Annotated in this window: 17 protein-coding genes; 13 read left to right on the forward strand and 4 right to left on the reverse strand. The window is 43.4% G+C overall.

Annotated elements, in window-relative coordinates:
• Nucleotides 1–200: 200 nt before the first annotated feature.
• From C509_RS0121400 to C509_RS26285, 9 genes are all read left to right on the forward strand, one after another.
• Nucleotides 201–1184 (forward strand): thiamine pyrophosphate-dependent dehydrogenase E1 component subunit alpha, encoded by a 984-nt coding sequence (locus C509_RS0121400; RefSeq protein ID WP_018708988.1) that lies wholly within the window; start codon nt 201–203, stop codon nt 1182–1184.
• 75 nt (nt 1185–1259) lie between these two features.
• Nucleotides 1260–2282: an alpha-ketoacid dehydrogenase subunit beta gene (locus tag C509_RS0121405; RefSeq protein ID WP_018708989.1), complete on the forward strand. Its 1023-nt coding sequence runs from the start codon at nt 1260–1262 to the stop codon at nt 2280–2282.
• A gap of 22 nt (nt 2283–2304) precedes the next feature.
• Nucleotides 2305–3420, forward strand: a complete 1116-nt coding sequence (locus tag C509_RS0121410; protein ID WP_018708990.1) for a dihydrolipoamide acetyltransferase family protein — start codon at nt 2305–2307, stop codon at nt 3418–3420.
• A 101-nt stretch (nt 3421–3521) separates the two neighbouring features.
• Entirely contained in the window at nt 3522–3743 is a 222-nt protein-coding gene (locus C509_RS0121415) for a hypothetical protein (RefSeq protein ID WP_018708991.1), read from the forward strand.
• A 145-nt stretch (nt 3744–3888) separates the two neighbouring features.
• On the forward strand, nt 3889–5067 hold the full coding sequence (gene fmdA / locus C509_RS0121420; protein WP_018708992.1) for a formamidase: 1179 nt from the start codon (nt 3889–3891) through the stop codon (nt 5065–5067).
• Between the two features lie 30 nt (nt 5068–5097).
• A complete protein-coding gene (locus C509_RS0121425; RefSeq protein WP_018708993.1) occupies nt 5098–5370 on the forward strand; it encodes a zinc ribbon domain-containing protein in 273 nt (90 codons plus the stop codon).
• 508 nt (nt 5371–5878) lie between these two features.
• A complete protein-coding gene (locus C509_RS25240; protein ID WP_018708994.1) occupies nt 5879–6394 on the forward strand; it encodes a MerR family transcriptional regulator in 516 nt (171 codons plus the stop codon).
• 163 nt (nt 6395–6557) lie between these two features.
• Nucleotides 6558–6734 carry a hypothetical protein gene (locus C509_RS26280; RefSeq protein ID WP_018708995.1) on the forward strand — a complete coding sequence of 59 codons (177 nt, stop codon included), beginning with the start codon at nt 6558–6560 and terminating at the stop codon, nt 6732–6734.
• 266 nt (nt 6735–7000) lie between these two features.
• Nucleotides 7001–7153 (forward strand): Lmo0850 family protein, encoded by a 153-nt coding sequence (locus C509_RS26285; protein ID WP_018708996.1) that lies wholly within the window; start codon nt 7001–7003, stop codon nt 7151–7153.
• A 52-nt stretch (nt 7154–7205) separates the two neighbouring features.
• On the opposite strand, the gene C509_RS0121445 is transcribed toward C509_RS26285, so the two are convergent.
• The 3 genes from C509_RS0121445 to mgtE form a co-directional block, all read right to left on the reverse strand.
• On the reverse strand, nt 7206–7787 hold the full coding sequence (locus tag C509_RS0121445; RefSeq protein ID WP_026320015.1) for a YqaA family protein: 582 nt from the start codon (nt 7785–7787) through the stop codon (nt 7206–7208).
• Between the two features lie 209 nt (nt 7788–7996).
• Nucleotides 7997–9289, reverse strand: a complete 1293-nt coding sequence (locus tag C509_RS0121450) for a hemolysin family protein (protein ID WP_018708998.1) — start codon at nt 9287–9289, stop codon at nt 7997–7999.
• A 232-nt stretch (nt 9290–9521) separates the two neighbouring features.
• Complete coding sequence (gene mgtE, locus C509_RS0121455) at nt 9522–10880, reverse strand: magnesium transporter (protein WP_018708999.1); 1359 nt, start codon at nt 10878–10880, stop codon at nt 9522–9524.
• 119 nt (nt 10881–10999) lie between these two features.
• On the opposite strand from mgtE, the gene C509_RS0121460 reads away from it, so the two are divergent.
• Nucleotides 11000–11770: a hypothetical protein gene (locus C509_RS0121460; RefSeq protein WP_018709000.1), complete on the forward strand. Its 771-nt coding sequence runs from the start codon at nt 11000–11002 to the stop codon at nt 11768–11770.
• A 154-nt stretch (nt 11771–11924) separates the two neighbouring features.
• Here the strand turns inward: C509_RS0121460 and C509_RS0121465 are convergent, their stop codons facing one another.
• The gene (locus tag C509_RS0121465) at nt 11925–13106 is read right to left on the reverse strand and encodes a dicarboxylate/amino acid:cation symporter (protein WP_018709001.1); all 1182 of its coding nucleotides are present in this window, start codon (nt 13104–13106) and stop codon (nt 11925–11927) included.
• 381 nt (nt 13107–13487) lie between these two features.
• On the opposite strand from C509_RS0121465, the gene C509_RS0121470 reads away from it, so the two are divergent.
• The 3 genes from C509_RS0121470 to cshA all read left to right on the forward strand — a co-directional run bounded on the left by C509_RS0121470 (nt 13488) and on the right by cshA (nt 17616).
• Complete coding sequence (locus C509_RS0121470; protein WP_018709002.1) at nt 13488–14543, forward strand: D-alanine--D-alanine ligase; 1056 nt, start codon at nt 13488–13490, stop codon at nt 14541–14543.
• A gap of 14 nt (nt 14544–14557) precedes the next feature.
• Nucleotides 14558–15940 carry a UDP-N-acetylmuramoyl-tripeptide--D-alanyl-D-alanine ligase gene (locus C509_RS0121475; RefSeq protein ID WP_018709003.1) on the forward strand — a complete coding sequence of 461 codons (1383 nt, stop codon included), beginning with the start codon at nt 14558–14560 and terminating at the stop codon, nt 15938–15940.
• Nucleotides 15941–16185: 245 nt separating this feature from the next.
• Nucleotides 16186–17616, forward strand: a complete 1431-nt coding sequence (cshA, locus tag C509_RS0121480) for a degradosome RNA helicase CshA (protein WP_018709004.1) — start codon at nt 16186–16188, stop codon at nt 17614–17616.
• Nucleotides 17617–18037 lie beyond the last annotated feature (421 nt).

The following is an 18037-nucleotide window of genomic DNA, read 5'->3' on the forward strand; positions in this document are numbered from 1 at the left end:
TGAGTGCCCAAATTTAAACATGAAGTTTCTGTACGGACTTTTTGTCCCGTTTTGGTACAGTGTCTCATCTATGAAAGGACACTTTGTATCAAAACGGGACATATTTTTTATCGAAAGGCGTTGAATTCAGGGGATTGAAAATTGGAACAAAACTTGCTGTTTATCATTAGTAGATCTTTAAAGAAAAAGGAGGAACAAACATGACAGTACCTTTGGACAAGTTGAAGTGGATGTATGAAATGATGGCGAAGAGCCGTTATTACGAGGATCAAATGGCTGAAGTGTATTTGGAAGGCAAAACTCCTGTTTTCAATATAGGGGCGGGCACTGTTCCGGGCGAGATGCATTTGTCGACTGGACAGGAGCCTGCCGCGGTAATTTGTGCCCATCTGACGAAGAATGACACGGTGACATCCCCGCATCGCCCGCATCATCATGCGATTGCAAAGGGGGTCGACTTGAACAGAATGACAGCTGAGATATTTGGCAAGGAAACAGGTCTTTCAAAAGGCAAGGGCGGCCATATGCATATATTTGATCCGGACGTAAAATTCTCATGCAGCGGAATAGTCGGAGCGGGGATTCCGCAGGCAGCCGGCGCGGCACTAGCTGCAAAAATGAACGGAAAAGACTGGGTTGCGGTCGCATTCCTAGGAGAGGGAGCAGCAAATTCAGGAGCTTTTCATGAAACGCTCAACATGGCTGCGCTTTGGAAATTGCCGCTGATTTTAGTAGTTGAGGATAATGCCTACGGAATCTCGGTTCCGAAAAAGGCATCGACTTCTATTGAATCGAATGATCTGAGAGCGCCAGCTTACGGAATCGAAGGCGCTTATGTAAAAGATAATGATCCGATCGAAATGTATAAAGTTTCAGAAGCTGCTGTAAAAAGGGCCCGTAATGGAGAAGGCCCGACCATAATTGAAATCGAGACTTTCAGGTATCTCGGCCATTTCCAAGGTGACCCGGAATTGTACCGTGAAAAAGGGGAAGTACCTGCGTTAAGGGAGCGCGATCCAATTTTACGGGTAAGAAAACTGTTGACCGACGAGTACGGTGTAGCCGAATCCGAAGTGGAAGAAATCGAATCGAAAATCAGGGCGGAAGTCGACGAAGCGTACAATTTTGCAAGAGAAAGCGAGTTTCCAAAGCCGGAACAAGCACTTGCCGACATGTTTAATTGAACGGACTGAACCAAAGGTTTGAGAGTCTTACATTTTAGGGTTGAGAAAAATGCAGATTGGAAAGGAGAAAATTCGATGGAAACGACGAAAAAAAGATTGTTGACCGGAAATAAAGCTATGGCCGAGGCGATTGCTTTTGAAATGGAAAACAACAACGAAGTATTTGTTCTTGGAGAAGACGTCGGCAAGTACGGTGGAATTTTTGGATCGACTGAGGGGCTTCTTGATAAATTCGGAGCGGACCGTGTGATCGATACGCCCATTTCGGAAACGGCGATTATCGGAGCGGCAATCGGTGCTGCAGCCGAAGGCATGCGCCCCATTGCAGAGCTGATGTTTGTCGACTTTTTTGGGGTATGCATGGACCAGATCTACAATCATATGGCAAAAATACAATATATGTCCGGTGGCAGCGTCAAGCTTCCAATGGTACTGATGACCGCGGTTGGCGGAGGATATAATGATGCTGCACAGCATTCGCAGACGTTATATGCCACTTTTGCGCATATGCCCGGGCTGAAGGTTGTAGCACCTTCTACGCCATATGACTTAAAAGGCATGATGACTTCCGCGATCCGCGATGACAACCCGGTATTTTTCATGTTCCACAAATCGCTTCAGGGTCTTGGCTGGATGGATCAACTGGATGAATCTATCGGACATGTGCCCAAAAATACCTACACTGTTCCGCTTGATAAAGCGAAGGTCGTCCGTGAGGGCAGTGACGTGACAATCGTAGGCGTTCAAATGATGACGCACTACGCAGTGCAGGCAGCAGAGGAATTGGCCAAAGAAGGTATTGAGGCAGAAGTCATAGATTTGCGGTCGTTGAAGCCGATCGACAAAGATACCATCATTGAATCCGTAAAAAAGACACACCGCCTTGTTGTCGTTGACGAAGATTACCTTTCTTATGGAATGACCGCTGAGATTTCAGCGATTATAGCGGAGGAAGCCCTATATGAACTGGAGGCGCCCGTCAGAAGACTGGCCATCCCAGACGTGCCGATCCCTTACAGCGATCCGCTTGAAGATTTTGTCATTCCCGGTCCTGACTCAATTTTTAAAGCGGTAAAAGAATTAATGGAAACGTATTGATTGCTTCTAAGGAGTGAAATTCATGATGGAAGTGAAAATGCCAAGGACATCCGATGAAATTGAAGAAAGTCTCATTGTTTTTTGGCATGTGGAAAAGGGAGATTCTGTTGAAGAAGGTGATGTACTTGTAGAAGTACAGACGGAAAAAGCTGTATTTGAAATAGAAGCTGAAATGGAAGGAATCATCAGTGAAATTGTAGTAAGAAGAGGAGAATCCGCTAAAGTCGGGGATGTCCTTGCGAAAATTGAAAGAGAAGCCCCCGGCAATTCTAAAGAAGCAGATTCCAAGACCGATAATAAAATTGGTAAGGAAAAGATTCCTGAATCTTTGTTTGTCAGAATCTCTCCAAGATTGAGGAAACTGGCAAGAGATCTGAAAGTCGATCTGACCGAAGTGAAAGGAACAGGAAAAGAAGGAGCAATCACTAAAAAAGACATTGAAAATGTAGCGGAAGGGGGAGGAGCTCACCAAGAAACCGGCGTGGTGACAGAGATGTCCGGCATTCGCAAAACAATCGGAACCAGGATGATGACAAGCTTGCAAGAGTCGGCGCAGTTGACCTTGACCTCATGGGTAGATGTGACGGAACTGGTAAAAAGGCGTCAGGAAAGCGGCTCAAACGTGAGCTGGAACGCTCTTATTTCCTATGCGGCCATTAAAGCGTTGAAGCAGCACCCCGCTGTAAACGCCCATGTTCAAGGAGAGAATATCATCTGGCATGAAAATATTCATTTGGGAATCGCAGTGGATACAGCAGAAGGAGTGTATGTACCGGTTCTTAAAGAGGCCAATCAAATGTCACTCTCCCAGTTGGATCAAGAGTTGAAGGAAATCGTGAAAAGTGTAATGTCTAAAAACTTGTCAAGTGTAACATTGAAAGGAAGCACTTTTACCGTGACGAATCTTGGGAATTTCGGCATAGGTTTCTTTACTCCGATCCTCAATCCTCCTGAGGCCGGTATTCTCGGTGTCGGAAAAATTGAGCCCCATCTAATCATGGAAGAAGGGGAAGTCGTACAAAGGGAGCGGATTCCACTCAGCCTGACGATTGATCACCGTGTGGTTGATGGAGCACCTGGGGCCAAACTATTGCAGACAATTGCAGATCAATGCCAATCGCTTGCTGAAGAATTATAAAGAGATGCGAAGAAGCTGACAGCTTAACAGCTTCTTCGGTTTGTATGAATTGCAGAAAGGTCAAAATATCGAATACATCATTGAACTGGGAGTGCATAAATGTGAATTGGGCTTACTTATCTGCTGACAAAGGCAGCATGACTACCGTACATCGAATTTCCGCTAATGAAAATTATACGTATGATTGGGAAGGTCTATACAAAAATTGGAATTGTTTATTTGTTAATCTCAAATGGCTGTCTGAGAACTGGGAGTCCCATTACGGGGATCAATTTGAGAGAAAAGAGGCTATTTATCGTAATCCTATTAGAAAAGAAACCTAGCTGAATAGTAATTTGCTTTTTCGCTTGAAATATAAGACTCGTCTGAATTGTTTGACTAATATGAACTATTATTTTATACTGGATGGGCATACATTATTTTCACCCGAAGAGTTTTACATAAAATGGTCAGGGAGGAAGTAGTAAGATGCCAAAAACATTGTTTAAGCTGGATTTGAGCAAGACGATGGAGGAGCAGGCCCACCCGGGCCATAACAGATGGCACCCGGATATACCTGCAGCATTTGCAGTGGATCCCGGAACAGCGTTCCGGATGGACTGCAAGGAGTGGACAGACGGACAGATAAAAAACAACGATGACCCCACTGATATCCGTAAAGCAAATTTGGAACGAGTCCATGTGTTGAGCGGGCCAGTCTATGTCAATGGAGCAGAACCAGGAGATTTATTGGTAGTTGATATATTGGATGTTGGTGTTCACCAAGGTTACGAATGGGGATTCAATGGAATTTTTGCCAAGGAAAATGGAGGAAGTTTTCTTGTTGACCATTATCCTGAAGCGCAGAAATCCATTTGGGACTTTGAAGGGATCTATACAACATCGCGGCATGTTCCTGGAGTGAAATTCGCAGGAATTGTCCACCCGGGTCTGATTGGAGTGGCGCCGTCGATGGAACTTTTACAAAAATGGAATAAAAGAGAGGAAGAACTGAAAGCGACCAATCCTGACAGGACTCCTCCGCTCGCTAATTTGCCGACACCTGAAAGTGCAGTGCTTGGTACACTGAAAGGCGAAGATTTTGACAGGGTAGCTGCTGAAGGAGCAAGAACGGTGCCTCCGAGGGAAAACGGTGGAAACTGTGACATTAAAAATCTATCAAAAGGCTCAAGAATCTTTTTCCCGGTATTTGTGGACGGAGCAAAATTATCGGTGGGGGATCTTCACTTCTCGCAAGGCGATGGAGAAATCACATTCTGTGGCGGTATCGAAATGTCCGGATGGATCGACTTGAAGGTCGACGTCATCAAAGGCGGAATGGCAAAATATATGATCAAGGATAATCCTGTGTTCAAGCCAGGGCCGGTAGATCCTCTATATTCGGATTTTCTCGTGTTTGAGGGAGTATCTGTTGATGAGAAAGATGGAAAACAGCATTATATGGATGCGAATACGGCTTTCCGCAGGGCATGCCTGAATGCAATTGAATATTTAAAAACACAAGGGTTCACAGGTGAACAGGCATATATGCTGTTGAGCTCTGCGCCGGTTGAGGGGCGGGTCGCGGGGATTGTAGATATTCCGAACGCCTGCTGTACAGTTGCGATTCCTACCCAGATTTTTGATAAAGATATTACACCAAAATAAAAGTAAACGAAAAATAGGGGGGGGGATATCTTGCCAAGTTATACTTTCCGCTGTGATGACTGCGGAGAATTCACCTTGTTTTTCAGGTCGATGGGTGGAAACAAGGGGAGTGCTGTATGCCCAACATGCAGTGAAGATTCTAAGCGTGTTTTTTTACCGCCCAATCTGTATTCCATGCCGCATGAACTTAGGTCGAGGATCGAAAAGGGCATGGAGCCCCGGCGCATGACTCGCGAAGAATTGGGGCAAAAAAGGATTCCTAAACAAAGGTCTTCCATGGCGAGCCGTCCGTGGCAGGCTTAGGAAAAGAGATCCCGTTCCAGATGGAGCGGGTTTTTTGAGTCTTTTAAACTGCTTTCGTAAATAAATGTTGTGGTATTTATTTTCGTCGTTTTGGCCGTCGTTGATGGCACCTGCAGGGGTATTTAGGTGTTATGGGCTCAATTATTAGGATTGAATGCTTCATTACATGTTGATTGTGTACAACAAATTATGGAAAATCATGCCCCTTTCTATTTAGGTAAGCCTTGATTCAGTGACTTTCTCCTCAGGAAGCAGCACAGCATACTATAATCAAACTCGTACGGTTGTATTTCTATAAAATGAATAGGCCCTCTCCATCATACTTCAATACATATTGATTTACTCCCTGAATGAACGGCGAAACGGTAAAGGATAAGCAGTGGAAGTTTTACGAAAAATTTGTAAAACGAAAGACACATCTCCCTTTCAATCTACATTATTAGAGAAAGGACAAGCCTCTTGTCTGTGGAATATTATTTAGTACAACCAAATCTTGGGAGGGTCGGTGATGGAAAAAGTGTTGTATACTTCCGGGGCAGCCAAGGAGTTGGGAATAGGGGTCAGTACCCTCAGGAATTATGCTGTTGTACTGGAATCAAAAGGATATCATTTTGAGCGAGGATCGAATAATGGACGTATTTTCAGAGAGAAGGATATTACACAGATACAGGAAATGATAGAGAGAATGTCGGAGGATGGGATTACTGTAGATCAGGCGGCAGAGATAACAGCAGGCCAATCAGGTAAAATAGAAGTGTTGGTGACCGAATCTGAAGAAAGAGTGGAACTGGATATAGACAGGCTCTGTGAAAAGATCACTCTGTTAGAGGAGCAGCAGACGAATTTGGCGGAAATGAATCGGAAGCTCGCGCTTCAGGTGGAACGGCTGACGGAAAAAATTGAAGAACGGGAAAGGGATCAGCAGCTATTTGAGATGATGGAAAATGCGCGTAACCGGAAGAAAAGAAAGGGGATGCCCTTTTTGCGGTCTTTTACATTTTCTGACAAAAAATCATTGATTTGACGCTTTTTCTTTGCGATTCAGTTCATATGGGCTGAAGGGAACTATTAAAGCTTTTATTCCTTTAAAGCGCTATTCATTGTGAGGGATCAGAGGAAACGACGAAAAGTTGGAGGAAGCTTCGGAAAAGGCCAAAGGCAAAGTATAAAATGTAATGGAGATATAGATGATAAATGAAAAATTGCAGGACGAAGACAAAAGGGGTAAACGATCAAGCGAAGGAAAAATACCGAATGTAAAGAAAGAGGACTGGGACAGAAAGTGGAAATCAACCTTGACAGGAGCTTCCAAAAAAGGAAGGCCTGTATTTCGGATGTCTGGGTTTTGGAGTGGTACCACTTAAAAATAGTATTCACATGAATATAAATTCGGACGATCAAGCATCCAAAACAAGTGATCATGGACTGGAGGCTTCACGAATGTGAAGCTTCCTCTTTTTACATAAAAATTCTCCAAAAAAAAGTTTATTATAGGGAAGGCAGGGAATATTGAACAAGAATGTTTTAATTTTGGACACATTTTTTTATTTTTTTCTGAAAGCGATTCAAATCAGTTGAAAAGTGCGTTAAAATAAGTATAAGATGTTAAATCTTAAATGAGGTGGTCTTTTTGCATAGAGATCATGAACAACTTGAAAAATTTATTGATAGTCTTGCTGAAATGGGAGTGGATATTTCAGTCACCAAATCCCGGCTGGAACTTTTCAAAGTTCTCGACGAAGTACAGGCTGTCCCAGGGTATACCGAATACCATGTAGAATAAAAGCGAAGCGGGCTGGTACAACGTACCAGCCCGCATTGTTATATTATTTGCTTTATGCTGTTTTCTTTCTGGTGAGGATCAGACGGTAAATAATGAAAGCGATGACTGCCAATCCGCCGATACCCAGTGTAATCAAAGTAAAGTTTTCTTCAATAAACGGCTTGGCTCTGACGCCGAGGGCCGCAATGATTGCTGCTTCCAGGAAAAAGCGTCCGCCTCTGCCCAAGATGGACCAAAAAACAAGTGTCCTGATTTTTATCTTGGAAATCCCTGAAAAGATCGTAAACACTTTGTAAGGGACAGGTGTAAACGCCGCTATTAAAATCGCCATTGCACCGTATCTTTCAAAATAATACTCAACCTTGTCAATTTTGTCCGCCTTGATAAAACGGAGCAATATGGGTCTTCCAAGTTTTTTTCCGATGTACCATCCAAGCAGTGCCCCCAGGATGGACGCAACGGTAGTGTAAAATGCATACAGCCAGACTTTGTCAGGGGAGGCGATCCCCATAGGAATTAACATGACCTCTGGAATAATCGGTGAAAAAGCTGAATCCGTAAAGGAAACAATCAAAAGTCCCAATACCCCGTAATCCATCAGCCAGTCTTCGATAACTGCAAGCCATTCTGATATCATTCAAATATACTCCTTTAAGCCCGTAAACGACGGATTGCTAAAAAAAGTATAGCATTATTCCAACCGTACGTCAGCAGAATTTGGTGGTATAACCTATGAAATATGTCTTTTTTTAGACAAAAAAACAGGAAATGATTGTCGAAAGACATCATTTCCCTGGAAATAAAACAGAAGCCTGTCTATTTCATTTTGGCACAGTATCCTTTTTATGCGGTCACTTCAACTTCGCAAATGTGGTTACCTTCCATTAATTTTACATGAAATTTGTACCCCTCATCTTCGATCGTGTCGCCTTGCTGCAAGTCATACTTTTGGGTCAGGAGCCAGCCCCCGATCGTATCAATGTCTTCACAGCGAAGGTGGATGCCAAGCAAATCATTTACTTCCTCAATCAACACTTTTGCATCTAGCAAATAATGTTTATCACCCAATTTTCGTATAAGCGGCATTTCGTCTTCATCAAATTCGTCACGTATCTCGCCAACAATCTCTTCCAGTATATCCTCAGCCGTCACGATTCCCGCCGTTCCCCCATATTCATCGAAGAGGACGGCCATATGGTTTCTTTCCTTTTGCATTTTTACCAAAAGCCGCTGGATGGGAATTGTCTCAATCACGCTGATGACGGGCATGATGTAATCCGTGATTGGCTGGGAGCCCTTGCAATTTCCCTCGATGCAGTCAGTTAAAAACTCTTTTATATTCACTACGCCGAGTACTTTATCCTTGTCACCTTCTTCCGTTACAGGGTAGCGTGTCAGGCGTGATTCTTTCACAGTATCCATGATTTCATCTATGGAAGCTGACTTGTCAATCGTTACGATTTCTGTTCTGGGCACCATGATTTCCTTTGCTATCCGATTGTCAAATTCGAAGATTTTATTGACATATCTGTATTCAGATTGGTTGATCTCTCCACTTTTCAAGCTTTCGGATAGAATGATGCGAAGCTCTTCTTCGGAATGGGCAACCTCACTCTCTGATGTAGGCTGGACCCCAAAAATCTTTGTCACCATTCGGGCGGTCCTGTTCAGGAGCCATACGAATGGAAAAAGAATTTTATAAAACCAGACAAGCGGTGTCGAGACAGCGAGAGCAATTGCTTCCGGTTTGAATATAGCTAGGTTTTTAGGCACCAGTTCACCGAGGATCACACTGACAAAAGTAATGGTGATAAAGGCTATTAAAAATGAAAGGATCCCGGCAATTGAATCGGGAACATCAAATCGTTCAAACAAGGGGGTCAAAATCACTTGGACTGTCGGTTCCCCAAGCCAACCGAGACCAAGCGATGCAACGGTGATCCCCAACTGGGTGGCAGACAGGTAACCATCCAAATTAGAGATGATACGTTTGGCCACAGGGGCTTTTTTGTTCCCTTCTGCAATTAGCTGGTCCAGACGTGAACTCCGTATTTTTACAATCGCGAACTCGGATGCAACAAAGAATGCTGTAATTCCTATAAGAAAAAATACGAGAAATAGTTTAAGGGCGAACAATGGAGCGCCTTACTACGGAATACCCGCAGCAAGGCTTCACCTCCTCCATTTGTTAAAATTGTTTTGTTTATTGTTGTTCAATCACCCGGCATGGCTGCTCCTGAAGCCTGCCGGGGAGGGAGTCCTTGTACTATATTATGCATTCATAGTACAAAGTCGGTTACTCATTGACTTGACTCCCTTTACTTAAATTTTACCCATAAACCGACAACTTTTATCATTCATTTAAGTGTCACGTAAGCTTGGTGAGAAAATGGGTAGCAATGGAAAAGTATGTGACCAAGGAAAAAATATCATTGACTGTTGTGATCAGCGGACCGGATGCAACTGCAGGGTCCATTTTCAACTTGTATAAAATCAGTGGAATGATTGTCCCTGCGAATGTCCCGATAATCAAAGTAAGGAATAATGAGCCTCCGACTACAATTCCCAGGTAAAAATTGTGCTGCCAAACAAATGCAATGATGGCAATGAGCAGCCCGCAAGTCATTCCTATTAATAAGCTGACACGGAACTCCCGCCAAAGAAGTTTAACAGCTGTCTTCATATCAACTTCCCTCTCTGCTAATCCACGTACGACAACTGCAAGCGATTGTGTACCAGTATTTCCGGTCATTCCTGCTATCAGCGGCATGAAAAAGGCGAGAGCCACCACTTGCTCCAGCGTCTCTTCGAACCTTGAGATGATGCTTCCTGATACAAGGCCTATAAACAGGAGAGCGATGAGCCACGGCAGCCTGCGGATTGCTGCAGGGACCGGTTTTGTGTCAAAGTCGATTTCTTTATTCATAGCAGAAATTTTACTGATGTCTTCGCCGGCCTCGTGGATGATTGTGGTCACCATGTCATCAAAAGTGATAATCCCCACAAGGACCTCATCTTTATTTACCACAGGGAGCGCTGTAAAGTCGTACCGCTGAAGCAAGCGCACAATCTCACTTCTTTTCGACATAACCTCGACAGATATGATTTTTTCGACCATGATATTTGTTACTTTTTCTTCGGGTTCGGTGATGATCAAATCTCTGTACGGAACCGTCCCTTCAAGATGGCCGTCATCATTCACAACGTAAATATGGTTGAGGCTTTCAGAATATAGGGCCAATGTTTTCAGCTTTTCAACAGCCTGCCCCACTGTAAAACGTGAATTGACTGACACATAACGGTTTGTCATTAAACTTCCGGCCGTGTTCTCAGGGTATTTAAGAATTTGCCGGACATATGCCGCTTCAGTCTCTTCCATTTCTTCCAAAAAAGATTCCACATCCGCTTTTGGATAGTGGCGGAACAGCCGTGAAAGGAAATTGACATTCAATAATGCCAGCACCCGATTTGCTTTTTCTGGACCAATTTTACTTAAAATCTCCAGTTGAAGTTTAATGTTTACACGCTGTATCAGGCTTGCCAGAGTTGAAATGCTTAAATGTTCAAGCATGGCACCCCTGAAGCGTTCGGGCAGATTCTGAATGATGGAGGCCATCCTTTCCGGACCGCAGGATTCAAAAGTCTCATTTACTTGATCAAAATCTTCACTTTTAATATGGTCAATGATTTGTAGTGTTAATTCTTTTTCTTTCTCTCTTGCCAGCACATTTATCACCTATCCAATCAATTTGTTGTGAATATGTAATATAAGTCTCAGTAAATATTTGATATTATAGAAATATACTGTAGGTATATCGTATGACTATATTTGTGGGGGCAATCTCATTGAAAAATCACACAGCTGGGAGAAATATCATATACATACACATGAATCATACCGCCCGGTATATTTTGTCATCTGGTATTCAGTTTCCCGATTTTATGAAAGGTATTCCTATTAAGCCGTCAAATCTTTTATTACTCAAACATAAATTCGAAGATGGCTATTTTAATATGCATACCCGGCTGAATTTTGTAACAGGCGATAATATTGAACAACTTCTGGAAGATGAAGTATTCCGTTACGGTGAATTTTGCTGGGCAGATTTTTCAGATGAGGAAGGTTTGAATGAACTGACTGGTCAGGAACTGGCTGAATTGCTCTATTTGGGTCATATCAAATCACCTTTGAGACCTCCCTTTTACAGAATGCTAGGAAATCAATTTGTTTACCTGACTGGGGAAGACGGCACATTCAATAAAATTTACTATAAAAAATGGGAACATTTCTTTTCCATGATCGGCGTTGTTATTTCACACAGAGTGAGTCCCGGAAAGGAAAGAACTTTGTTCGGACGCCGGAAATACCGCCAGGCGCCTTTTGTACCGGCCGAAGTCATGCAACTATTGAGCGGACAGATGAGAGAAGGAGTCATTTTTTCCATTGATAAAATGGTGGGCGACAGGTTAAAAATTGAAATACCGATTTGGATTGTCGGCGATTTTTTGGATATGGATGAAATGTATGAAGTATATATGGAGCAAAGCAGGCGTGCGCCTGATGGCAGGCTTGTCCTTGATCGGAAAGCCGGGGAATGGCAGGCCTTGTTGGAGTAAATGTGGTGGCAGATACAGCTTCCTTTACGGGGCTGTATTTTTAATGGAAATATTTAAAAGGGTTTGATCCGGCTGAACCGAAATATGGATATTCCTCGTTAATATAGAGGGTATTTACTGAAAATAAAGAACCCCTGTGTCGGGGTTCATAAGGTTAAATTGCCGCTTTTTCTTCTGCCATAGAATCTTTGCGGTTGATTTTATCCATAATTGCTGTAATCGCACCGTCCCCTGTAACGTTACAAGCTGTGCCGAAGCTGTCCTGAGTAATGTAAAGAGCGATCATTAGAGCGGTCATCGTAGGGCCGAAGCCAAGCATGGACTCCAATAAGCCGATTGCTGCCATGACGGCTCCACCGGGAACTCCTGGAGCAGCAACCATTGTAATACCAAGCATCAATATGAAAGGTAACATGGTGGCGAATGCATAGCCTTGCCCTTGCATGAACATGACGGCCATGGAGCAGCTCACCAACGTGATGGTGCTTCCGGATAAATGAATGGTTGCAAGCAATGGAACCGTAAAATCTGCAACCCTTTCCATTTTAATCACCTGTTTGGCCTGTTTTAGAGTGACTGGAATCGTTGCTGCTGAAGATTGAGTTCCTAGCGCAGTAAAATATGCCGGGCTCATTGTTTTCAACATCGAAAATGGATTCCTTTTTTGTACGGAGCCGGCAATGGTATATTGAATGATCAAATAGACAATATGAAGAATAATGATCATGGCAAAAACTTTGATGAATATGCTCAATATGGAGCCTACTTGGCCGGCATTGGTCATATTCGCAAATATACCGAATATGTGGACTGGCAATAAAGGGATGATCACCTTCTCAATTACAAGATGAATGATGTCCCTAAAGTCGGTGGACAGTTTCAAAAGCAGATCGCTTTTGATCGCTGCGATGCCAATTCCGATAACAAAGGATAATAGCAAGGCAGTCATGATGCCCATCAATGGTTCCATCTCAATGTTGAAGTAAGATTTTAAAAGCGCATCTTCCGGATTGGCGAATTCTTTCAGTGATTGATTGGCCAAAATGGAAGGATAAAGCGTTTTTGCAGTAATAAACGCAAGCAACCCCGCTCCGATTGTTGAGATATAAGCAATGGCTGCAGTCCATCCGAGCACCTTTCCGGCACCTTTTCCAATGGCCCCGATTCCGGGAACGATAAAGCCGATGATCAACAGGGGGATGATGAAGCCAAGGAAATTCCCGAAAAGGCCGTTGAACGTTGCAAATATCCGAATAAAAGGATTTGGTGCAACGAGCCCAATTAAAATACCGAGCACAATCGCAAGGACGATACGCGGCAATAAGCCGAATTTCATAATATGAACCTCCATGGAAAATAGTGGAGAGCGTTAAGAGCCCCAGCATTATTCTAGCATAATAAAATAAAGATTTCTTTATATATTAAACTTATCAGTGCGACCGGTTTTTTACATCTGATTGGGACGGGCTGATTTTTTACTATTGCTGCCCCAACCCCATTTAAAAGATCCTATGAAAATCAGCATCTGTCAGATCCCCGCTACACGCAATCCGGACACAGGGCATACGATGAAACTGGGCGGACGCCGATCTTTCATAAGGGTTTCGGAAACACAAAAAAAATCAGCAACCCTCGTTATTCTATTTCACTTTTCTTCTTTGTTTTATCAAAAATCATGTTAAAATTATAAAGATGTCATGGAGATGGAGGATAAAAAATGAAATTGTGTTTGTTATACGGTGGTAAATCTGCTGAGCATGAAGTTTCCTTACAAACCGCTAAAGCAGTCATACATGCACTTGATAAAGATAAATTTGATATTTTTCCGATTTTCATTACAAAAGAAGGTAAGTGGGTCCAGGGTCCCGAAATTACAGGTCCTGTGGAAGATGTAAAATTACTGCAGTTTCCAAGTGATCAAGAATCTTCTGCAAATGAAATCATGCCCTCTTCACTGAATACAGGCTTTGATATGGTATTCCCACTTCTCCACGGACCCAATGGGGAAGATGGAACGGTGCAAGGAATGCTAGAACTTTTAAATATTCCATATGTAGGGAACGGGGTACTGGCTTCTTCTGCGGGTATGGATAAAGTAGTCATGAAAAATATTTTTTCGCAGGCTGGTCTGGAACAGGTGGGGTATGTTTCTTTTATCCGCAGCACGTGGGAAGCTGACCGCGAAGCGGCTTATAAGGAAGTAGAAGAAAAAATCGGATATCCGAGCTTTGTAAAACCGGCCAATCTCGGTTCAAGTGTCGGAATCAGCAAATGCGATAATCGGTCTCAATTAGAAGCGGCCTTTGAAGATGCTTTCCGCTATGATAGGAAAATCATCATCGAAGAAGGTGTCATTGCCAGAGAAATTGAAGTCGGTATTCTTGGAAATGATGAACTGTCATGCTCTGTTGCAGGGGAAATAGTTCCGAAAAAAGAATTTTATGATTATGAGGCGAAATACGAAGACGGCTCTACAGAACTTGTCATTCCCGCCGATATTTCTGAAGCAGTGTACAATCAAATTAGAGAAATGGCTTTCACAGCATATAAATCACTGGACTGTTCAGGCTTGGCCCGGATGGACTTTTTCGTGACGTCAGACGGTAGAGTTCTGATCAATGAGGTAAATACAATGCCTGGATTCACCCCATTTAGCATGTTCCCGCTCCTTTGGAAAAATTCCGGCATTCCATACCCTGGGTTGATCGAGCGCCTTGTAGACCTAGGAAGGCAGCGTTACGAGGAAAAACAAAAGATCATCCATAGTTTTTAAAAAGAGGGATTACGATGATTCAAAGGACAATTGGGCAAATAGCCAATATGATCAAATTAGAAAATGATGTACAAAAAGATTTTAATACAGTGGTAAAAGGTGTATCGATTGACTCGCGTAAAATTTCCCCGGGAAACTTGTTCATCCCATTTAAAGGGGAGCAGACTGACGGCCACCAATACGCGGAAAAAGCATTAGATCAAGGGGCGGCCGCTGTTTTCTGGCAGGAGGATGTTCCGGATCCGCCTACGAACGGCCCGGTTCTTATCGTGAAAGATACGTTGCTTGCCTTACAAGAACTGGCGAAAGCATACCGCGATCAGCTATCTGTAAAAGTGGTTGGAATAACAGGCAGTAATGGGAAAACAACCACGAAAGACATAACAGCTTCGGTCCTCAGTGAAACATACCGGGTACAAAAGACAGAAGGCAATTTCAATAACCATATTGGACTTCCGCTTACCATCCTGGCTCTTGAAGAATCAACCGAGATTGCAATCCTTGAAATGGGGATGAGCAGCAGGGGAGAAATTTCTCTACTGACAAAAATTGCTCGGCCTGATGCGGCAATCATTACAAATATCGGGGAAGCCCATCTTCTTGATCTTGGCTCCCGTGAAGAAATTGCCGCTGCCAAATTTGAAATCACCGAAGGATTGGCACCGGACGGTCTTTTCATTTTTCCAGGGAACGAGCCGTTATTACAGGAAAAAGTTGCTTCGCTTAAGAATGTCCGGTTGGTGACATTTGGAGATTCACTGGAAAATGACGCATATCCAATGGAATTGACATTAGAAGAGAGAGGCAGTACTTTTACAACATCAATTTTTCCAAATGAGCAATTATTTTTGCCTATTGCAGGGAAACATAACGTTATGAATACACTGGCGGCACTGCTTGCCGCAAAGGAATTTTCAGTCCCGGCGAGTGATGTGAAAAACGGTTTAAATTCCGTAAAACTGTCTACCATGAGAATGGAATGGCACAAAGGGATCAACGGAACAACCATCCTCAACGATTCCTATAATTCAAGTCCGACGGCTCTCCGAGCCGTGATTGGAATGCTTGAAAGCATGGATGGCGATAAGGACAAGATTGCAGTGCTCGGAGACATGCTTGAGCTCGGAGACAAAGAAAAAGAATACCATGAGCAAATAGGGGAAGAGATCGATCCGACCAAAATAAAATATGTTTATACATATGGAGACCTTGGGAAATGGATAGCAAAGGGAGCTGAAAAGAATTTCCCGGATGGACATGTGTTTTCATTCCAGGACCAGGGTGAACTGATTGATTCTCTTAAAGACAAAATTTCAGGCGGCGAACTGATTGTTGTCAAAGCATCGCGCGGCATGAAGTTGGAAAAAGTGGTTGAAGCATTATCCGTTGTGGAATAAGAGCTTTTTCGGGGCGGAAACATCGCCCCGGCAATTAGGTGCTGTTACCTCCCGCCTAAACTTTTAATATTCAAACGGTTGAGGTGGGAGATAGCGGCACCTTTTTGAAAAAACAGAGGGCTGCCAAATGAATGGAAATTGTCACCACCAAATTTTAGTGATAGAATTAGCAACATCGTTTATAGTTTTCGAATGAAGTGAAGCTTTCGCTTCAACTTGAAGTAATAAAAGGAGATTGAGAAGCATTGACGAAGTTTTCAGATTTAAATTTGAGTCCATCTATTCTTAAAGCAGTAAATAGAATGGGCTTTGAAGAAGCTACACCGATACAGGCAAAAACGATTCCACTCAGCATGCAGGGAAAGGATTTGATCGGACAGGCCCAGACCGGTACCGGAAAAACTGCGGCGTTCGGCATCCCTTTGATTGAAAAAATAGATCCAAGAGATCATACTGTCCAAGGAATCATCATTGCACCTACGCGTGAGCTGGCTATCCAGGTCTCAGAGGAGCTATACAAAATTGCTATCGACAGCCGGGTCAGGGTGCTGGCGGTTTATGGAGGTTCGGATATTCAGCGTCAGATTAGAGCATTGAAAAAAGGTCCGCAAATTGTTGTTGGAACTCCGGGCCGTGTGCTAGATCACATTAAGCGCCGGACTTTGAAATTGGGTAAAGTTCATACTGTTATCCTGGATGAAGCAGATGAAATGCTGAACATGGGTTTTATCGACGATATCGAGTCTATTTTAGAAACTGTTCCTGAAGAAAGACAAACATTGTTGTTTTCAGCAACAATGCCGGAACCTATCCGCCGGATTGGTGAACGTTTCATGAAGTCGCCCGAACTTATAAAGGTACAGGCGAGGGAAATGACTGTTCCGCTGATAGAGCAATACTTTATAAAAGTCCCTGAAAGGGAAAAATTCGATGTTCTCTCACGTCTGCTTGATGTGCAGTCGCCTGAGTTGGCGATCGTTTTTGGCCGTACAAAGCGTCGCGTCGACGAATTGTCCAACGCTTTGACAGTCCGTGGGTACACAGCAGAAGGCATTCATGGCGATTTGAGCCAAGCGAAGCGCCTGTCCGTTTTGCGTAAGTTTAAAGAAGGTAAAGTGGATGTGCTTGTCGCTACCGACGTCGCAGCCAGGGGATTGGACATTTCAGGTGTAACGCACGTTTACAACTATGATATCCCTCAAGACCCTGAAAGCTATGTTCACCGTATCGGACGTACGGGACGTGCCGGAAAAGAGGGAATTGCCGTTACATTTGTCAGCCCGCGGGAAATGGGATATCTCCGGATCGTTGAACAAACGACGAAAAAACGGATGAATCCAATGCGACCGCCTACTTGGGACGAAGCGCTGGAAGGCCAGCAGCGATTGACCATGGAAAAATTGAATGAAACGATTGAAGAAGGAAACCTGGATGAATACAGGGCCACGGCTGTTGACCTAGTAAACGAGCATAACGCTGTAGAAGTCATTGCTGCAGCATTAAAGATTATCACAAAAGAACCGGACAAAACACCTGTCCATATTACAGAGGAAAAGCCGTTGCCTTCCAAGCGTGACCACTTCCAAGGTGGACGAGGAAGAAGAGGAAAACATGGCCAGTCCTCCTATAAAGGGCACCGAAAAACACAACGTCGTTCAGGAAATCGTAGACCTTAACAGGGAAAGCGGCCACCTCAAAAAAACAATCGGAGATATCCGATTGTTTTTTTGTTAGAATATGGTGGGTGGATAAATATCTAAAAAATAGAAAGAATCCCGGAAGTGAAGAGTAAATCACGAAAGTGAAGAGTAAATCCCGAAAGTGAAGAGTAAATTTCGAAAGTGAAGAGTATTTCCGGAAAGTGAAGAGTAAATCCCGAAAGTGAAGAGTAAATTTCGAAAGTGAAGAGTATTTCCGGAAAGTGAAGAGTAAATCCCGAAAGCGGAGAGTAAATCTCGAAAGTGGAGAGTAAATCACAAAAGTGAAGAGTATTTCTCGAAATTGAAGAGTATTTGCGGAAAGTGAAGAGTATTTGCGGAAAGTGAAGAGTATTTGCGGAAAGTGAAGAGTATTTGCGGAAAGTGAAGAGTATTTGCG

The sequence above is a fragment of the Siminovitchia fordii DSM 16014 = CIP 108821 genome (assembly GCF_000374565.1).
In the GTDB taxonomy this organism is placed as follows: domain Bacteria; phylum Bacillota; class Bacilli; order Bacillales; family Bacillaceae_C; genus Siminovitchia; species Siminovitchia fordii.